General features: G+C 36.3%; 21 protein-coding genes. 5 read left to right on the plus strand and 16 right to left on the minus strand.

Annotated elements, in window-relative coordinates; genetic code table 11:
* Positions 1 to 24: 24 nt before the first annotated feature.
* On the minus strand, positions 25 to 822 hold the full coding sequence (locus BMMGA3_RS07895) for an ABC transporter ATP-binding protein (protein ID WP_004434001.1): 798 nt from the start codon (positions 820 to 822) through the stop codon (positions 25 to 27).
* A gap of 86 nt (positions 823 to 908) precedes the next feature.
* The gene (locus tag BMMGA3_RS07900) at positions 909 to 1,817 is read right to left on the minus strand and encodes a DMT family transporter (protein WP_004434002.1); all 909 of its coding nucleotides are present in this window, start codon (positions 1,815 to 1,817) and stop codon (positions 909 to 911) included.
* 114 nt (positions 1,818 to 1,931) lie between these two features.
* Here BMMGA3_RS07900 and BMMGA3_RS07905 point away from each other — a divergent pair, with 114 nt between their 5' ends.
* Both BMMGA3_RS07905 and BMMGA3_RS07910 read left to right on the plus strand, forming a co-directional pair.
* Entirely contained in the window at positions 1,932 to 3,335 is a 1,404-nt protein-coding gene (locus BMMGA3_RS07905) for an aminotransferase-like domain-containing protein (RefSeq protein ID WP_004434004.1), read from the plus strand.
* Positions 3,336 to 3,466: 131 nt separating this feature from the next.
* Positions 3,467 to 4,390, plus strand: a complete 924-nt coding sequence (locus BMMGA3_RS07910) for a VanW family protein (protein ID WP_004434005.1) — start codon at positions 3,467 to 3,469, stop codon at positions 4,388 to 4,390.
* Between the two features lie 59 nt (positions 4,391 to 4,449).
* On the opposite strand, the gene BMMGA3_RS17885 is transcribed toward BMMGA3_RS07910, so the two are convergent.
* The 8 genes from BMMGA3_RS17885 to BMMGA3_RS17890 all read right to left on the minus strand — a co-directional run bounded on the left by BMMGA3_RS17885 (position 4,450) and on the right by BMMGA3_RS17890 (position 9,537).
* Positions 4,450 to 4,758, minus strand: coding sequence for a hypothetical protein (locus tag BMMGA3_RS17885; RefSeq protein ID WP_155815536.1), 309 nt, complete (start codon positions 4,756 to 4,758; stop codon positions 4,450 to 4,452).
* A gap of 213 nt (positions 4,759 to 4,971) precedes the next feature.
* Positions 4,972 to 5,493 carry an HD domain-containing protein gene (locus tag BMMGA3_RS07920; RefSeq protein WP_004434007.1) on the minus strand — a complete coding sequence of 174 codons (522 nt, stop codon included), beginning with the start codon at positions 5,491 to 5,493 and terminating at the stop codon, positions 4,972 to 4,974.
* 62 nt (positions 5,494 to 5,555) lie between these two features.
* A complete protein-coding gene (locus BMMGA3_RS07925; RefSeq protein WP_004434008.1) occupies positions 5,556 to 5,756 on the minus strand; it encodes a hypothetical protein in 201 nt (66 codons plus the stop codon).
* Positions 5,757 to 5,980: 224 nt separating this feature from the next.
* The gene (locus BMMGA3_RS07930; protein ID WP_004434010.1) at positions 5,981 to 6,688 is read right to left on the minus strand and encodes a hypothetical protein; all 708 of its coding nucleotides are present in this window, start codon (positions 6,686 to 6,688) and stop codon (positions 5,981 to 5,983) included.
* A gap of 22 nt (positions 6,689 to 6,710) precedes the next feature.
* Positions 6,711 to 7,430, minus strand: coding sequence for a polymer-forming cytoskeletal protein (locus BMMGA3_RS07935; protein WP_004434011.1), 720 nt, complete (start codon positions 7,428 to 7,430; stop codon positions 6,711 to 6,713).
* Between the two features lie 13 nt (positions 7,431 to 7,443).
* A complete protein-coding gene (locus tag BMMGA3_RS07940; protein WP_004434013.1) occupies positions 7,444 to 8,067 on the minus strand; it encodes a YhbD family protein in 624 nt (207 codons plus the stop codon).
* Positions 8,068 to 8,413: 346 nt separating this feature from the next.
* Complete coding sequence (locus BMMGA3_RS07945) at positions 8,414 to 8,860, minus strand: RDD family protein (protein WP_004434016.1); 447 nt, start codon at positions 8,858 to 8,860, stop codon at positions 8,414 to 8,416.
* Positions 8,861 to 9,378: 518 nt separating this feature from the next.
* Complete coding sequence (locus tag BMMGA3_RS17890) at positions 9,379 to 9,537, minus strand: hypothetical protein (RefSeq protein ID WP_004434018.1); 159 nt, start codon at positions 9,535 to 9,537, stop codon at positions 9,379 to 9,381.
* Positions 9,538 to 9,691: 154 nt separating this feature from the next.
* Between BMMGA3_RS17890 and BMMGA3_RS07950 the strand changes: the two genes are divergently transcribed.
* The gene (locus BMMGA3_RS07950; RefSeq protein WP_004434021.1) at positions 9,692 to 10,468 is read left to right on the plus strand and encodes a hypothetical protein; all 777 of its coding nucleotides are present in this window, start codon (positions 9,692 to 9,694) and stop codon (positions 10,466 to 10,468) included.
* 134 nt (positions 10,469 to 10,602) lie between these two features.
* On the opposite strand, the gene BMMGA3_RS07955 is transcribed toward BMMGA3_RS07950, so the two are convergent.
* Positions 10,603 to 11,520 (minus strand): LysM peptidoglycan-binding and 3D domain-containing protein, encoded by a 918-nt coding sequence (locus BMMGA3_RS07955; protein WP_004434024.1) that lies wholly within the window; start codon positions 11,518 to 11,520, stop codon positions 10,603 to 10,605.
* Between the two features lie 650 nt (positions 11,521 to 12,170).
* On the opposite strand from BMMGA3_RS07955, the gene yhfH reads away from it, so the two are divergent.
* The gene (yhfH, locus tag BMMGA3_RS17275) at positions 12,171 to 12,314 is read left to right on the plus strand and encodes a protein YhfH (RefSeq protein ID WP_004434027.1); all 144 of its coding nucleotides are present in this window, start codon (positions 12,171 to 12,173) and stop codon (positions 12,312 to 12,314) included.
* Between the two features lie 129 nt (positions 12,315 to 12,443).
* Here the strand turns inward: yhfH and BMMGA3_RS17280 are convergent, their stop codons facing one another.
* Together BMMGA3_RS17280 and BMMGA3_RS07960 are read right to left on the minus strand one after the other, a co-directional pair.
* The gene (locus tag BMMGA3_RS17280; protein ID WP_081485668.1) at positions 12,444 to 12,533 is read right to left on the minus strand and encodes a YjcZ family sporulation protein; all 90 of its coding nucleotides are present in this window, start codon (positions 12,531 to 12,533) and stop codon (positions 12,444 to 12,446) included.
* A 280-nt stretch (positions 12,534 to 12,813) separates the two neighbouring features.
* Positions 12,814 to 13,026, minus strand: coding sequence for a cold-inducible protein YdjO-related protein (locus tag BMMGA3_RS07960; protein ID WP_004434030.1), 213 nt, complete (start codon positions 13,024 to 13,026; stop codon positions 12,814 to 12,816).
* 103 nt (positions 13,027 to 13,129) lie between these two features.
* On the opposite strand from BMMGA3_RS07960, the gene BMMGA3_RS07965 reads away from it, so the two are divergent.
* On the plus strand, positions 13,130 to 13,321 hold the full coding sequence (locus BMMGA3_RS07965; protein ID WP_412150994.1) for a hypothetical protein: 192 nt from the start codon (positions 13,130 to 13,132) through the stop codon (positions 13,319 to 13,321).
* A 232-nt stretch (positions 13,322 to 13,553) separates the two neighbouring features.
* Here BMMGA3_RS07965 and BMMGA3_RS07970 read toward each other — a convergent pair whose 3' ends face one another.
* The 3 genes from BMMGA3_RS07970 to glp form a co-directional block, all read right to left on the minus strand.
* Complete coding sequence (locus tag BMMGA3_RS07970) at positions 13,554 to 13,739, minus strand: YozQ family protein (RefSeq protein ID WP_004434036.1); 186 nt, start codon at positions 13,737 to 13,739, stop codon at positions 13,554 to 13,556.
* A gap of 116 nt (positions 13,740 to 13,855) precedes the next feature.
* Positions 13,856 to 15,034, minus strand: coding sequence for an MFS transporter (locus BMMGA3_RS07975; RefSeq protein WP_038502163.1), 1,179 nt, complete (start codon positions 15,032 to 15,034; stop codon positions 13,856 to 13,858).
* 379 nt (positions 15,035 to 15,413) lie between these two features.
* Positions 15,414 to 16,661 (minus strand): molybdopterin molybdotransferase MoeA, encoded by a 1,248-nt coding sequence (gene glp, locus BMMGA3_RS07980; RefSeq protein ID WP_004434039.1) that lies wholly within the window; start codon positions 16,659 to 16,661, stop codon positions 15,414 to 15,416.
* Positions 16,662 to 16,700: the final 39 nt, after the last annotated feature.

Below are 16,700 nucleotides of genomic sequence, written 5' to 3' on the forward strand. Positions count from 1 at the left end.
GCCTTTTTTGTATTGATAAAAAACTTAATCATATACCTTTTCTCTTTTACTCTTTGACAATAGTGGTCTATCATTGCTCCACATGACATTCACCGGAAACTCCATAAATTCTGAAAGTACTTGTTCTGATATCAATTCACTTATTTTTCCAGAGGCAAATACTTCTCCTTTTTTTAATAAAAGGATTTTACTAAATACGGGTAAAATCTCTTCCACATGATGGGTAACGTAAAGAAGAGTTGGTCCGTCTGGTGCCGCAGCAATTCTTTCAATATCTTCTAAAAGCAGCTCCCTTGCAATAAAATCAAGGCCGTTGGTTGGTTCATCTAAAATTAGTAATTCAGGATCAGCCATGAGAGCTCGAGCAATTAAAACACGTTGCCTTTCGCCTTGTGACAGAGTGCTATATTCTCTATTTGCATAATCAAAGCATCCGAACTTTTTTAACAATGAAACGGCTTTTTGTCTGATTTCATCGGTTGGTGTCTCATATAGCCCTATTGAAGCATACGCACCACTTAGTACGATTTCAAAAGCATTGTCGGTATCGTAAAATTTTTGCTGCAAGGAAGAAGAAACAAGTCCAATTTTTCTCCGAAGGTCCGGTTCAAGCGGCACTTTACCAAACTCTTTCCCAAGTACGATCGTTTTCCCTTTCGTCGGAAAATAATAGGCATTGATTAAATCTAACAATGCCGTTTTACCGGCACCATTTAACCCAAATAAAACCCAATGCTCCCCTTTTTTCACATTCCAATTAATATCCTTTAAGATCCATGTTCCATCTCTATTCAGCCATACATTTTCTAACTGTAAAACCATGCAAGGACCACCTCCATTCATATATGTATCAATCATTATAAACTTCTAATTACCATTTTGTCTTAATCTTTTTTAAAATGATGTTTTTAGAAAGGACTGGTTTTTTTTTTCATTGCCTTTTGCAAGGAATCTAAATTAACAAATATAGTCCCGCAGATAATCGTCACAGCACCAACTGCCATTAACCATGTGATTGCCTCATGATTCAAAAGTGAACCCAAAGTTATAGCGATAAGAGGAGAAATATATAGCCATGTAGATGGGAAAACAGGGTTTGTGTTGGCAACAAGCCAATAAAATAAACTATGTCCAACCATGGACCCAATAATAATTAAATAAAGGAGAGAACCGATCACTTTCACGGATATCATGGAATCGACAGCGATCTTTTCAGTAAACAATGATAAAACAAAGAGAAGTGCTCCTCCATACATCATTTGAGCTGCATTCAATGCAATCGGCGATGTTTCCTTAAAGATTCCAATCACACGTTTGGAATATAATGCTCCACACGCATAACTGACTTCTCCCAGCAAAATCATGATGCACCCAAGAATCCAATGCAGACTAGCTTCATATGTAAAGCTAGATGATAGCAATAAAATAACTCCAGTAAATCCAATGATACATCCTATTAATGATTTGTTGCTAAATTTTTCGCGGAAAATAAATGTTTGGATTAATAAAATCATCATGGGGCCTGTAGCAGATAATACAGCTGCAATCCCTGAATTAACATATTGTTCTGCCCAATATAAGGTCGCAAACGTACCAAAGGTTAAACCTAAACCTGACAATAACATTTCCTTTCGAACTAGAAGCGATATTTTCGCTTTCCCTTTTTTCATCATCATAATAAATAGAACGAAACCTGCTAGAAAAAATCGGATCCCCGATGACATAAATGGGGGAGCACCTGCATCCACTCCTATTTTTATTGCTAAAAAAGTAGTCCCAAAAATAAAACACATGATGAAAAAATTAAAAATAATCATGCAAATTCCTCCTTTCACCTTTATCGTAATTGGAGGTAAACAGAACAGTTTGATTAAAATAGAACAGTTTAAAAAGGAATCTGTTATGATAAGAAAAAAAGGAGCTGAGAGCTGATGCCATTGAAAAAGAACTCAAACCGTCTTTTTGAAGATGTGTATGATTTTATTGTAAACAGAATCAATCGGGGGGAATGGATGGCTCATGAAAAGCTTCCTTCTATTCGTGAACTAGCGAAAGAATTGAATGTGCACCGTCTAACTGTGTTTAAAGCCTATCAAAGATTAAAAGAAGAAAAAAAAGTGTATGTAAAAGATAAATCAGGATATTTTATTCATCCAGGCAGTTTGGAAGGATTTGAACATATAGAGTCTCCTATTTATACATCACGTGTTCAAAGAAGTTATCTTTCAGAAATTCATCAAATACCTGTTACATATCAATTTTCTCAGGCACTTATCGATCCAAATCTTCTTCCAAACCATTATTTTGCAGAATATGTAAAAAAGGTTTTCGATTTATATCCAAAAGTGTTAGGAACCTATTCCACTGTACAGGGTGATGAAGAACTAAGAGAAGCATTAGCACACTACTTCCGTAAGCGGCATCAGTTATATGTCAGTGCAAATGAACTAATCATTACTTCCGGTGCACAACAAGCGATAAATTTGATTTCACAAGCCCTTATCAAACCAAGAGATACTGTGTTAATGGAACGGCCAACTTATAGTGCGGCGATTGATATTTTTCGTCATCAAGGTGCTGCGATCATTCCGGTAGATGTTTATCCATATGGCTATGATATTGAACAGGTTGAAAGAAATATGAAGCAGTACAAACCTCGTTTATTTTATTTGAATCCAACATTCCATAACCCAACAGGCTATACGGTTCCAACTGAACATCGCAAAAAGTTGGTCGAGCTAGCCGAACATTACCAGTGTCTTTTAGTTGAGGACGATCCGTTTCATGACATTTATTTCGGACATGAACCTCCCTCGCCACTTTTTCGATATGATACGGGAGGGTATGTTATATATATTCGCAGCTATAGCAAATATATAGCCCCAGGCTTACGGATTGCTTTAGTCGCAAGCAGACAACCTTTAATGAAGATCCTTTTAACAATAAAATCGCTATCGGATAACGGGACACCATTACTCAATCAAAAGATATTTCTGCACTATTTTCTATCAGAAAGAATGCAACAGCACCTTGAAAAGCTTCGTATTGCATTGAACATTAGAAAGGAAATTATGGAAGAAGCGATCGCTTCTACAGGTTGGGAGTGGAGCAGTCCAAAAGGAGGCCTTAACCTTTGGGTTAAACTTCCTGATGAGCTTTCTTCGCAATCACTCCTATCCAAATGCATTGAACGCTCTATTTCTTTCGTACCAGGAAACATATGTGATCCACTCAATGAGTTGGATTCCTGGATTCGGTTAAGTTACTCATTTGTAAATGAGCGGAAATTGACAAAAGGGATAAAAGAACTTATTGAAGTATATAAAACCTTTTAATTGGCTGGAAAAGTCAATATCTTTAACATGACAAAAAACGACCCAGATCTGGTTTAGATCAGGAAACGTTCAATATTTGACATAAAATGAAGCCTCCCTGCTCATACTATCGTCGGGAGGTTTTTAAGCTTATGAAAATTTCATTGATTATTGGTCTTATTATATCTTTGCAAGCAATCGGTTCAACTGATCATTTGACATTGGAACATCAAGGAAAAACGCTCTCTGCCGTTAATCGGGCGGAGTTTTCTCATCCCTTGCTTGGTGAACCGTTTATTAACCATGATAAATATAAAGAGTTTATGGAAAAACTGGACCAGCAAATTTTAAGGGCTCCAGTTAATGCATTCATTGATAAAAACGGAAAAATCATCCCTGAACAAGCAGGGCTTAAGTTAAACCGAACTGCTTTTACAGAACAGTTTTATCGTTATTTTTTCAATAAAGGCCCCTCCCGAATTGAAGTTCCAACCATTTCTATTTATCCAAAAGTGGACAGTGAGCTACTATCACAAATAAGGGAAAAACAGATTGGCCGCTATGTTACCTATTTTAATCCAAGAAACAAAAATCGTACCCTTAATATTGTCCTGGCTGCAGAAGCAATCAATAATCATGTCATTTTTCCAGGTGAAACATTTTCCTTTAATGGTGTTGTAGGAAAAAGAACGGTTGAAAAAGGCTACTTGCCAGCCCCAATTATTGTAAAAGGCGAATTGTCTGAAGGAGTTGGGGGAGGGATTTGTCAGGTTTCTTCAACACTTTTTAATGCTATTGACAATGCGGGATTACATATATTAGAAAGATATTCACACAGCAAAAGTGTTCCATATGTGCCAGAGGGCCGGGACGCAACCGTAAGCTGGTACGGCCCCGATTTTACCTTTAAAAATGATTACAATCAGCCGGTCCTTATTCGGACTCATATTTATGGAGGCAGAGTAATTGTTAATGTTTACTCATCAGACATGATTAATTATAAACCTCGTAAAGTAGCACCAGCTTCCGATCTTCTTCCAATTGAGACGATTAAATTTAGGTTAATGAAAAAATAACATTCGCAACTACTGCCAATGCATATTGCTGTCTTATATGGGAATAATTTTTTCAAATTCTATGTATACTTGTCCTTCCAGCTTGTTTCACTCTGCATATCATGTAGTAAAAAGCTGGAGGGAGGAACATTATGTGCTGCCAAAAACATCATTGTGACAGCTGTGACAAGTGCTTCAAGAAACACCATTGTGACAGCTGTGACAAGTGCTTCAAGAAACACCATTGTGACTGCTGCGACACGGGCTTCAAGAAACATCATTGTGACTGTTGTGACAAATGCTTCAAGAAACACCATTGTGACTGCTGTGACAAATGCTGTAAGAAACACCATTGTGACAACTGTGACAAATGCTGTAAGAAACATCATTGTGACTGCTTCAAGAAACACTGTAAGAAATGCCGTTGTAAAAAACATTATTGTTGTTAATTGAATCAAATATATTATGTAATTTATAAGGCTGATTAACAAGGGGCTGTATCCTTCCACCAATGACAATATAGAGTGGTTTTATTCGTATTTGTCTATTGTTGTATTGGAGGGGTCTGGCCCTTTTTTTAAGTCAGCCTCAATTCTGTACTGTCAACTTTTCTTACTGATCCAGTCATCGATTTGATTATCAAGTTGCTGCAGCATTTTAAATGCTCGTTCACTATCAATTTTTCGGTAGTGGTGAAGCCCGCCCGGTTCTTCGTCTTTTTCATCCGCTAATTTGATAATGGTTTGTAATGGAGTTCTCACAACTTCTCCTCCAGGCAAAAAGGAATCTGTATGAAAAAGAATCGCAAGAGCAATTTCTTTTGCTTTTATCGGATTTTCACCCAAGCGGATCAATAATTTATGGGCGCGTTCGGCTCCCTTTATTGCGTGTATGTCATTTTGGCGATAGAGATCATAATCCCATTTGCCGTCTCTATACCATGAATAATGGCCTATATCATGAAGAAACCCTGCTTTTGCAGCATTATCGACATCAACGTTTTTTTCTTTAGCTAAATGAAAGGCGTGATAAGCTACAGCGATCGCATGAGCCATTCCCGAACGATTAAGATATTTTTGTGCAATACGATGTTGGAATATATCAATCATTTTAACATCTCTCACGTTTTCACCCCTCTAAAATATTTTTATGATAAAGCAAACTTTTTTGTTTTTAGTGATTTAAATTATTTATAGAACATTCTTTGAGCTGATTTTTGCTTTTTCATGATTTCATACGATTTTTCGATAATGTCCGTTAAGACATCCCCTTTATAAACTTTGCCGATTTTTGTATTTTCTTGATAGTATGCAACAATTTCATCTAGTTTTTCAACTGTTTCCTTTGAAAGCCTAACATTAACCTGTATTTTATTTTGTTCACTCATGAAAATATTCCCCCCTAGCTGAATGATATTAATTGCTATCATTATAATAGCATAAAGATAGCAAATCCTATCATTCTGATATTTTTTGTTTCCCCCTTGTATAAGTGTCGAAACTTTTGTATTAAAAAAAGATGGATTAATAAGTTATCCATCTTTACATCACGAAAAATATCTATTAATAAAAAAGAAAACCGCAGCACATATCTGTCTACGGTTTTCTTTTCTTAAATTTTATGGTGTTCCTTAACGGAAGAATCAGAAGAACAAGAAAAATCACTATGATACTCGACTTTACGAATTTCGCATCCCGGCCCAATATGAACCGAATGTCCGCGAACAAGATCGGCTTCTGTGTACTCCAGATATATTTCGTTTCCTTCAATTATTTGTGCGTGAAGGCATCCATTACTTTTTTGGAATGGTATCAACATCGATTTTCTTTTTACAGTTATTTTCTCCCCAACAATTTCATTTGCTTTGCTGGAACCGAAACGAAGCCCTATTTCGGTCCGGTCAGCATTTAGCATTCCTTTGATTTCAAACAAACCATTCGAGAAAAAATTTTCGGCTTCCAAATCCCCATTTACTATTACGCTTCCTTTCACATCGGCTGTTTCTCCTTTCATTTTGTCTTCTACAGTTAAAGTACCCCAAATTTTCGCCTTTTCGATATGGGCTGAACCTCCAATCGCAAGGGTGCCAAAGATTTTAATTTCTTCTGAATGAATGTTACCTCGTATTTCAGCTTCTCCATAAACATCAAATTTATCTGCTTTAACATTTCCTAAAATGTCGACAGTTCCGAGAGTTTTAAAAATATTACATTCGAGATTATCTGAAATCGTAGCATCTCCTCGGACTTTGACTTTATTATATAGACCTCCTGAAGAATTTCCCGTACCGTTCATAATAAGATTTTGTATGTCACTCATTTTGTCGACACTCCCAGCAAATTTATATTTTTTTCGTTTCTTTAACAACTGAATTTTTATCTTGAATGAATGTACCGCTGTATTCAACAAGGTCAATTCTGCAATTTGGCCCAATCTTTATATGATGTCCACGAACAACTTTAGCTTTTGTATATTCGATTTCGATATTGTCCCCTTCGATCCCCTCAACTTCCAGTCCCACAGGAAACATGTTTTTTAAAAATTTTAACAATGTTCCAATTTTTTGTTTCACTTTGATAGTTTGGCCGCCGATTTCTTTCGCCTTGCTTTCACCATAAATATGAATATTGATTTCATCTCCGCTTAACAGACCGCCAATTGCAAATTGTCCTTCCGCTACAAAAATATCTGTTTCACAATTTCCGTCCATATAGGTTTTTCCGTTCAGGTTTATTGTTTCTGCAATGACATTTCCACCGAAGAATCCTTTTCCGGAAACTTTTAGCTTTTTCACTAAAGAATATCCTTTGATGGAACCTCTGCCTTCGATGTTCAGCACTTTTGTTTCCAAATTTCCGTTTATTTTACCATTGCCGGTGATTCTGGCTGAACTTGCTGATAATGAGCCGTTAACCGTGCCAGTGCCATTACATACAAAATTTGTGCACATAACGTCTCCGTTTATTGTTCCATTTCCATTTAATTGAACCGTTTCAAACTTACCGCCATTAGTGGAACCAAATCCATTAATGGTTAATTCTCCTGTTTTCTCCGTTTGCATAATTAACCTCCTGCTAAATGAATTTTGTTTTTAGCTCTTCCATACACGTAGATATGGATAATTGTGTGACGATTTTCGTACCTTCTTCAAAATAACAATCTGTCCCATTTTCAATTAATAAACAAGAAGAGACTCCAAACTTTCGAATGAAAATAAAATCACAGCTTTTTTGCTTAATAATTTTTACGTGATTTATTAGTAAATGGAGAAGCATTTTTCCTTCTTCAAGATTGATTTCACCTGATTGAAGAAGTTTATCAAGTATAAAAATGATTAGAAGTTTTTCAAAATCAAATTTTTCGACTGCTTCAATCTGTTCCTGATAAAATCGGAGAGCAGACAACGAAACAATGTTTCGTTTTATTACCTCCTCTGAAGTCAATGACAACTTATTCATATTAGGAGAGAACATTTCTGCCAGTTCATCTAACGTTAAATTCTCTTTCATATTCTGGATTTTTTCGATTCTTTCCAGGATTTTATCTTTCGGAAAAAATGTTTCTTGTCCAGTAAATGTTGATTTTTTGATAAACCATTCTTCAGGAATTAAGTTTTTTCTCTTCCATCGGTACAGTTGGCCATATGAAATTCCTGTTAATTCCAAAAGTTCTTTTTTTGAAATGAATTCCTGATCCAATTCAACGTCTCCTTTCACACTATAATATATAACATAACATTGTTACGCTTTAACAACTTATGTTAAATGTAACATAACATTGTTACGTTGTAAACCTCCCCTTTTACACTAAAAACTTGCATAAGTTTTTAGTCCCTCCCCCAATATGGAAATAGGTTTCATTATAAAAGAAAATCAACATAATAAGTCGGTATGAACGAAGCCAATCTAAAAAATTTACAAAGCTAAAATATGTATCAAGCTAAAGATAAATTAGCATTTTTATTTTAACTGGCGCAGTTTCGCCCCTTTTCAACAAAAAAAGAGAACCTTTGTTTGCAAAAGGTTCCCTTTGGTTGGACTTAAATTATTGTTGTTTTGTATAAACAACTTCTGTTCCTGCAATATGGTCATGTAATGTCCTTTTTTCTTCTCCAAGGGCCAATAAATAACCAATAAATAAAATTAAGGTTGATATTAACTTACCGATCATTTCACGCAAAAACATCGTCCAAAAGGTCAGTTCCTTGTGATCTGTACGCTGAATCCGAATTCCCGTTAATTTCTTTCCGAAAGTTTGTCCTTTTGAGCGAACGGGATACCAAACATAATAAATCAATGCAAGAACAAAGCTGATCAGATTGTTGATGATAATCCCTGCTCCGATAACAGGAAGCCCTGTGTTAAGATTATTTTTACCGGAAATCCCTAAAATAGAAAGAACAATCATTTCTAAAATCCATGATATAATGCCAAAAATTACAGCATCAATGAATAATGCTCCTAAGCGAATACCAAATCCTGCACGATTCAAGTTGTTCCCTCCTCCCGTTTTTAAAAAATCCCAGGAAACAAGGCGTTTCAACAATGTAAAGGTGGCTTATTTTGGTTCCATTTTATCATACCTTATTGTTTCCTTAAATTATCATATGGCTAAGAGAGATGATTCTATGACTGAATCCGTAATCTTGACTTGACCATTTTATATCTTAAAAATCTATATGTCCCCCACCCTACAAAAACGTGAATGAGTTTTAAACTCCCAACCCTAACATGGAGATAGGCTTCATATAAAAACAAAACCAACATAAAAAGGCAGTGTTAGCGAAGCCAAGCTCAAAATATTTACAAACGCTTAAAACTTGCATCTTTCTAAAGATAAGTTGGCATTTCAATTTTGTCAGAGCAGCTCTGGCCCTTTTTCACAAAAAAGAGCCTGACTCGAAGCAAAGAGTCAGACCGTTCCAATAATATTATTTTATTTATTATTCGTATTGGCCGGGAGTCCGACCCTTATGAGTCAGCCCGGAAAATCTTATCTACATTATAATTTCAGCTTGGATCCACTTCATCATAAGATAAGGTTGTAACACTTGTATATTCGCCTCTTCGCACTTCATCCGCTGAAGCCTTTTGTTCCAATTCCTCATTATCATCAATACCAGGTGCGATTGTCGGTTCTGTATTATTTTGAGTTTTTTTATCTTTCATTTGAAAATCATCCACCTTTCAAGTGTTAATTTCCCCTTGAGACTTTTCTAGTATTCATCGCATATGGGTAAAATAAACAATTATTTCTGTTCGTTCATACTATATAGTACCACTGTCCCGGCAATACCTTAATGTTAAGTAAAGGAGTGTTACTATGACTTTGTATGTAAACGGTAAAATGGAGCCGAAATTATATATAACCCAATCTTCACTTCAAGACCCAAATCAAAATTTGTTTCATCTTAACTATATGGCTCAGTTCATTGATCAGCAGCAATCTGTAAATCAACAACTCAGCGATTCATTTCAGGAAGTCAACGTTCTTTTAAATCATGCAAAAAGTGAGCAAACCAATTATTTTGAAGAAGTTCTTAACCGGATTGAACAACAGGAATCATTTAGTCGGCAATTAGATTCATTGTTAAAAAAACATGAACAAACTGCACAAGTAATATTGGAAAGGCTGAGTGAATTAGAACAATTACAAAAAGGGATTGAGAAACAAGCTGAAGGAGAGGGGCTTGTGCATCAGGCAATACTTGATCAGCTTTCATTCCAAGATCAAAAATTTGATGGACTTACCAATAAAATAGAAGAATATGGACGGATGAATCAGGAGTTTAAGCACCAACTTGAAAAACAGCAAACGATTTTTGCTGATATTTCGCAAAAACTTAACAATGAAGAGATCTATCATAAAACTGTAATGGAAAGACTCGACCAACAGGATGCACTTAGTCATAGGTTATCAAGGCAGCTTGATCATTTAAAAGAAAATATTTTTGAAAGGTTCAGCCATCTATCAGAACAGTTGCAATTCCATTTTCGCATAACGGCAAGTTATTTTTTTAGTCTATTTTCAAGAAGAGGAATAATGTATCGGCCTCCAGCCAAAAGTATTAGCAAAGAGGAAGAAAAAGTAAAGAATTAATATAAAAAGCTGACCCAAAAGATTTCAGGCACCCTAGTTACTAAAATATTGAAAACATGAATCATGTTGCTATAATATTTAGTAACTGAAGACGGGAACCATGAACTTATGGGTCAGCATCTTTTTTCGTGATATTATTTTAATATCGTTACTTTTACTTGCTTTCTTCCCCATTGAACTGCTTGTTCTTTAGATGGAATAAATACATCAATCAAATGTCCTTTAATTGCACCGCCTGTATCAGCAGCAGTGGCATATCCATAACCTTCAACATATACTCTTGAACCTAATGGAATCACACTTGGATCCACTGAAATTACTTTTGCATTTGGGTTAGCTTTTAAATTTATTCCAGTTGCTGTAACGCCTGAACATCCGCCGCAGTCAGCAGTGTAAGCGGTAGCCGTAACGGTTATTACTTTTGCAGCTTTCGCAACCGGTGCTTTGGCAGTTTCCGATTTAACGGCTGTTTTTGCAGCTGTTTGTTTGTTTTGCACAGGATGTGTTTTCACGGCTGTTTTCACAGGTGTTTGCTTGATTTGCACAGGATGTGTTTTCACGGCTGCTTTTACAGGTGTTTGCTTGATTTGCACAGGATGTGTTTTCATAGCCGATTTCACAACTGTGTTTTTGTTTTGCACATGACCTGCTTTTGCCGGATGTGTTGAATGAGCCTGTGTCTTAACTTTTCCACTAGCTGTTGGATAGATCACAAGATTCCATCCAGGTATAATTAAGTCTGAATTTAGTTTGTTCCAAGTTTTCAAATCTTGAACAGTGACACCATTTGCTCTTGCGATGTCCCAAAGCGTATCACCAGATTTGACTATGTAATGTTTTTCCGGTAAAATTTCTAATTCTTGATTTGGATATATTATGTCCGAGGATAGCCCGTTCCATTTTTTAATATCTTCTACTTTTACATCATATTTTTGAGAGAAGTCCCAAAGTGTATCTCCCTTTTTAACCACGATTTCTTTTGCTTGGGCGTTTGCACCGATTACTCCAGAGATTGTTGCTGCTGCTACCATTGAGTATAAGTGTTTTTTCATTTGATAACCTCCTATAGCTTATTCAGCTAACGGTTATAATGATATCATGAATTTGGCTGAGAAAAAGAACAGGCAGATTATAATTAAATTACGTTCTTGACAAGTATATAACGATAACATTTCAAAAAGACTGAATTTTCTGATTTTTGTTAGATCCAAATTTATCTATTTTTTCATTAAGACCGGTTATTTCTTTTTTATTTTTTGAAAATGGTATATCACGGCTCATAAATTAAAATGATGGATCATGTATGAAATTAACATTAAAAAAGACGGGGATGTGTTGCCCAGTCTTTGCGTTGCGCAAACCGTAAACTACGACATACATAAATGTTGCTACTCCAAACAGCAATGCAAGAATGGCCCCTCTATTGGCAGTCTATCCAATGTTTAGTCCCTTTTCTTTTTCTTTCAAATAACCGAGACTGGCAAGACGCGTTTTGTCTGCCATTACTTTAGCATTGAAGACATGGAATCAATGTCATTTCCTTTCTTATATTCATCACCATTTATATATAAAAGAAAGTACTTTCTTCTAAAAAAATAAAAAATTTTTATAAAAGGTCTACACAAATAATAAGAATTTGGTGTATACTGTTCTATAACAGAAGAGATTAAAAAATACTGTACTATAAAAAGGAGGAATTACCATGTTGCAAAGTTTACAAAGTCCAGTTGAATTTTTTAAAAATCTACCTAAAAAGGTTTGTCCGGAATGCGGTCAAACTATAACAGAACAAGCTGAATCTTATTTAATGGAATGTGAACGCTGCTTATCTAAAAAAGAAGAATAATGTGTTCTATAACAACTACAATACATCATCCCCTTTGTTTATTTTATATACGAAAAGCGGCTGCCAATTGACAGCCGCTTTTCTATTAGGAGGTTCCAGGCCTACAGGGAGATTACAGAGGCGTATTTTCTAGTATCTAAAACATGAACAACCAATAATTATGATTAAAATAAACAATACTACAATTAACGCAAAGCTGCTCGTGAAACCGCCGCTCATACTATTCACCTCCAATTACCTGTTACTTTATAATATTGATGAACTGGTTTTTAGAATAGACATACGTGGATTAATTTCTAAAATAGGCAGTTACTCGTATCGATGGCGAAAATATTTAGCGAGCTGGTTTTTTCGAAATAGAAATTCTTTGCCCAAAACCGAACCTTTCCCAAGAAACACGAAAACGCCCCCAAATTTTCTCTTGAGAGCGTTTCATAAGAATCAAGATTTTAAGAAAAACAATAATACCTGAGTACATTTTTGGTAAAGAAGTTGTATTTTAATTGTATCTAAATGGATTAAAATCGGTCCGAATTTGCGGAAGTTCTCTTGTTTCTTCACGCATTCCCGTTCCGCACATCGGGCAGTTTAAATCTTCTGTTGCAAAATCTTTCCTCATCCAGCCATTGCATGAAGGAGAATTACATGCATATACACTCGTGTCAACTAAAACGTCTGCTGTTTCTTCAGCTGCTTTCTTTGCAAAATACATAAGCCGCCCCCCTTTTTTTCTAGTATGCCTTTTTCATTTCTTTTTATTTATTCAAGAATAAAATTTGATAATGAAGAGAAAAATTTTAGTAAAGGGGTTGAAAATGATGCGCGAAAAAGAAGAAAATTACCTGACACATGCTCCGAATAATCGTGAATTTACAATCCAAACGGACGGTGTCTTTCCGAATATGAAAAACATTCCTGGTGATTCAGTTGATGTTTATCAAGATTTAAAAGAGGCCAATACGATTGTGGCCGGAAAAGAAATCGGTCAGCAAAATGAGAATTTATAAGGTGCGGCCCGCATTTGCTGCAACTTTTTAGATGATAATGTAAAGAGGCTGTCTCATAAGGGTCTGACCCCATGTTCGTTTATAAATATATAGCACATTTATGCAACATTATGTCCTATATATTGTGTTATGGGGTCTGACCCTCTGGCTTTTGAGACAGCCTCTTTATTTTTGGCAATTTGATTTTTTGCCAACATCGGTTTTGTTGTCTAATTATTGGTTTTCTATCTTTTTAGTCGGGAAGGTCTTGACCGTTGGCACCATTATTAGTTTGCCTGATTTCACCTTCTATATAAGCATCGTTTACTTGTTCATGTGTTTCGGCTAATCCGGATGAAAGTTGGTCTTTTCGCTTGTAATCTTCTGTTTCATAATATCTGTAGGCAAGGTTTAAACTTTCTTTTCGTTCCTCTTTCATTCAGATGTCCCCCTTTCCGTTTATTGATATTCTGAACCAATAGAATAATTTCATTCATTATCCCCATCTACTTATTCGCATTTTGTTTATGCTTTCTCCATTTAGAATCCAAATCTTTAGCCTGCTGCTTTTTTTACAATTGATTCAGCTTTCTCTTCTTTTATTAACCAAACGATCAACAACACGCCCATTAATGCCATAATCCCAAAAAATAAATAGACAGTAAAAACATTATATTCCTCATAAATAATGCCGCCTATAAATGTGCTAAACCAATTCCCAAGCCCGTTTCCAATTGCAGAATATAGTGTAACAGCTGTAGCCGTAATATGAACGGGGGTAATGTCTTTTATATATTGAAGTCCTGCTGGAATAAACAACCCAACAGAAAAGCCTTGAATGACGGTTGTGATATAAACGATAGACAAACTTGGCTGAGTAAAATACAAAATCCATCTCACTAAAGATACTGCTCCTGCAATCAACGCCACTTCTAAAATTCCAATTTTTTGGATCCAGTTTCCGGCAACCTTCATAAAGGGAATTTCAGATAGAACAGCAATTAAAAAAGCAATTCCAATTCCTGTATAAGTGCCGCCGCTATCCTCAACAAATAATCCGAAATATGTATTATTGGCTAGATTAGGCCCAAAAATCATAAACGTTATGATTAAGAAAACAATAAATTTCCTATAGGTCAATATTTCTTTTATACCGGAAAAAAGCTTTTTATTCGAAGCTGCTTTTTCTTTCGGAATTCGTGTACCTAAAAAAGAAGCTATAATTAATGAGAAAAAGAAAGAATAAAAAATTACCGCTGGATTATATTCGGATAAACGGCCCATAATAAAGACAGCTAAACCAAAACCGAGAGAACCGAACAATCGGATATTTCCATAATTGACTTTTACCCTGCTTGTATATTTGAGTGATATACTGTCTGAAACTGGAATAATTGCACTTTGAAATATTGCAACGAAAACAGCAACGACCATTAAAAAATAATAATCCCCGCTAAAGAGAAATCCCAATCCAAATATACCTGCAACAAGCGTAGTTAACGTTAGTATTTTAATTGAAGAATTAGTAGAGTCTGAAACCATGCCCCATAAAGGCTGAAAAAAAATCATGACAATTGGTCCTGCCGACATGATTGTTCCAATCTGATAACCATTTAAACCGACAGTTTTACTAAGATAAACACTTAATAAAGGATAAAGGCTTCCAACTCCAAAAAAAGTTAACAAATAATATCCCTGCAAGGTTAAAACATTCTTTCGCACCTGATTATTCACTTATGTACCCCCTAATGATGGATGCTTCCATATTCAATCCAACTTTTATTTTACCATGTTCAAATCAAGTTTATAGTATTTTTCCAAAAATGTTTGATTCTGATTTACGCTTTGTTTCGCTTGCTTTTTCAAATTGTTCCAGATCTATATTCTTGGTGAAAAAACGAAAACCCCTTAAAAAGGGGCTTCAAACTATTAAAGGTATTCACTATGTATGATTGGAACAGAGCAAACGCTCCAATATAGTATTGTGTAGCAGCAATGATAGCAACAGCATATCCCCACAATCTCCAATCTTACGTTCCGATTAACTTTGCCGTTTCCACATGCCAGTAATTTTATTGAATTTCCCTACCTAGCTTTTTCAGTTTCTGCTCCATCACTCCGGAATATTTAGTTTTAATACCTGTACGATTTCTCCCTTATTCATCAGTTTCCTATCCGAGGGAATGATTATTAAGCAATCTGTATTCCGGATCGAAGACAAGATGTTTGACTGGTCGATTCCAGCCGGCCGGACGTAAATTTTTCCGTCTATTATTTCGCTCGTTCCGCGTACGATACGGTAAAACGAATCCATTTTTTTGTAATCCTCGGCGAGAAACGCTGAAAACGATGGGAGAAAGTAATTGGGTTTTCCTTGCATTCCCCATATAACAGGACGAACGAACAGCTCAAACCCGACGAAACATGCTCCAGGGTTCCCGGAAAGGGCGAACAAAAATTTATCCCGCCATATTCCTACAGTCGTCGGGCTGCCAGGACGCATGGCTACTTTGTTAAACAACATCTTACCGTCCCATTGTTCAAAAATATTTACTAAAATATCGTAATCCCCAACGGAAGCCCCGCCTGTTGAAATGACGATATCGACTTTTTCCATTGCTTCGAGAATCATTTCTTTAGCAAGTCCAACGTTATCTGGCACCTTCTCTAGGAGAACTGGAAGTCCACCGGCATTTAACACTTGCGCAACAACCATGTAAGTATTGCTGTTGCGAATCTTTCCAGGCTCGAGCGGCTCATTGACGTCCAGTAGTTCCGAACCGGTGGCAAAAATAGCCACTGTCGGCCGGCGTGAAACGGTGACTGTATCGTAACCGAAGGCAGCTAGGAGAGCGGCTTCACCTGGATTTATTTTGCGCCCTTTTTCCAGGATCATCGTACCTTTTGTCATTTCAAGTCCAACGGGAATAACGTTTTCATTGGGTGTCGCCTCCTTTCTGAGCACTGTATACGTTTGACCATTCTTTTGCATCTGTTCTGTCAATTCAATTATGACTACAGAATCGGCACCTTCTGGCATCATCGCTCCAGTCATAATGCGCGCAGCCGTATTTGCTGTCAGTTTTTTTTTCGGAACTGCACCGCACGGAATCGATTCAATGACTTTAAGAGCAACTGGCCGTTCGTCGGAGGCCCCTTTTGTGTCAGTCGATCGGACGGCAAACCCGTCCATCATCGAACGTCGGAAGTGAGGAAAGTCGTGTGTCGCTGACACATTTTCGCCGAGGTAACGGCCAATGCTGTCTATCAGCTTCACTTTTTCTGTATCGAGTGGACGAATCCACGGTTCAATTCGCTTTTGCGCATCCCAAATGTCAACAATTTCCCGATGAAACTTCATCTTTCGTCTCCCTTCCCATAAACATAGTTAACGTCTTTA

It is taken from the genome of Bacillus methanolicus MGA3 (assembly GCF_000724485.1).
In the GTDB taxonomy this organism is placed as follows: domain Bacteria; phylum Bacillota; class Bacilli; order Bacillales; family Cytobacillaceae; genus Bacillus_Z; species Bacillus_Z methanolicus_A.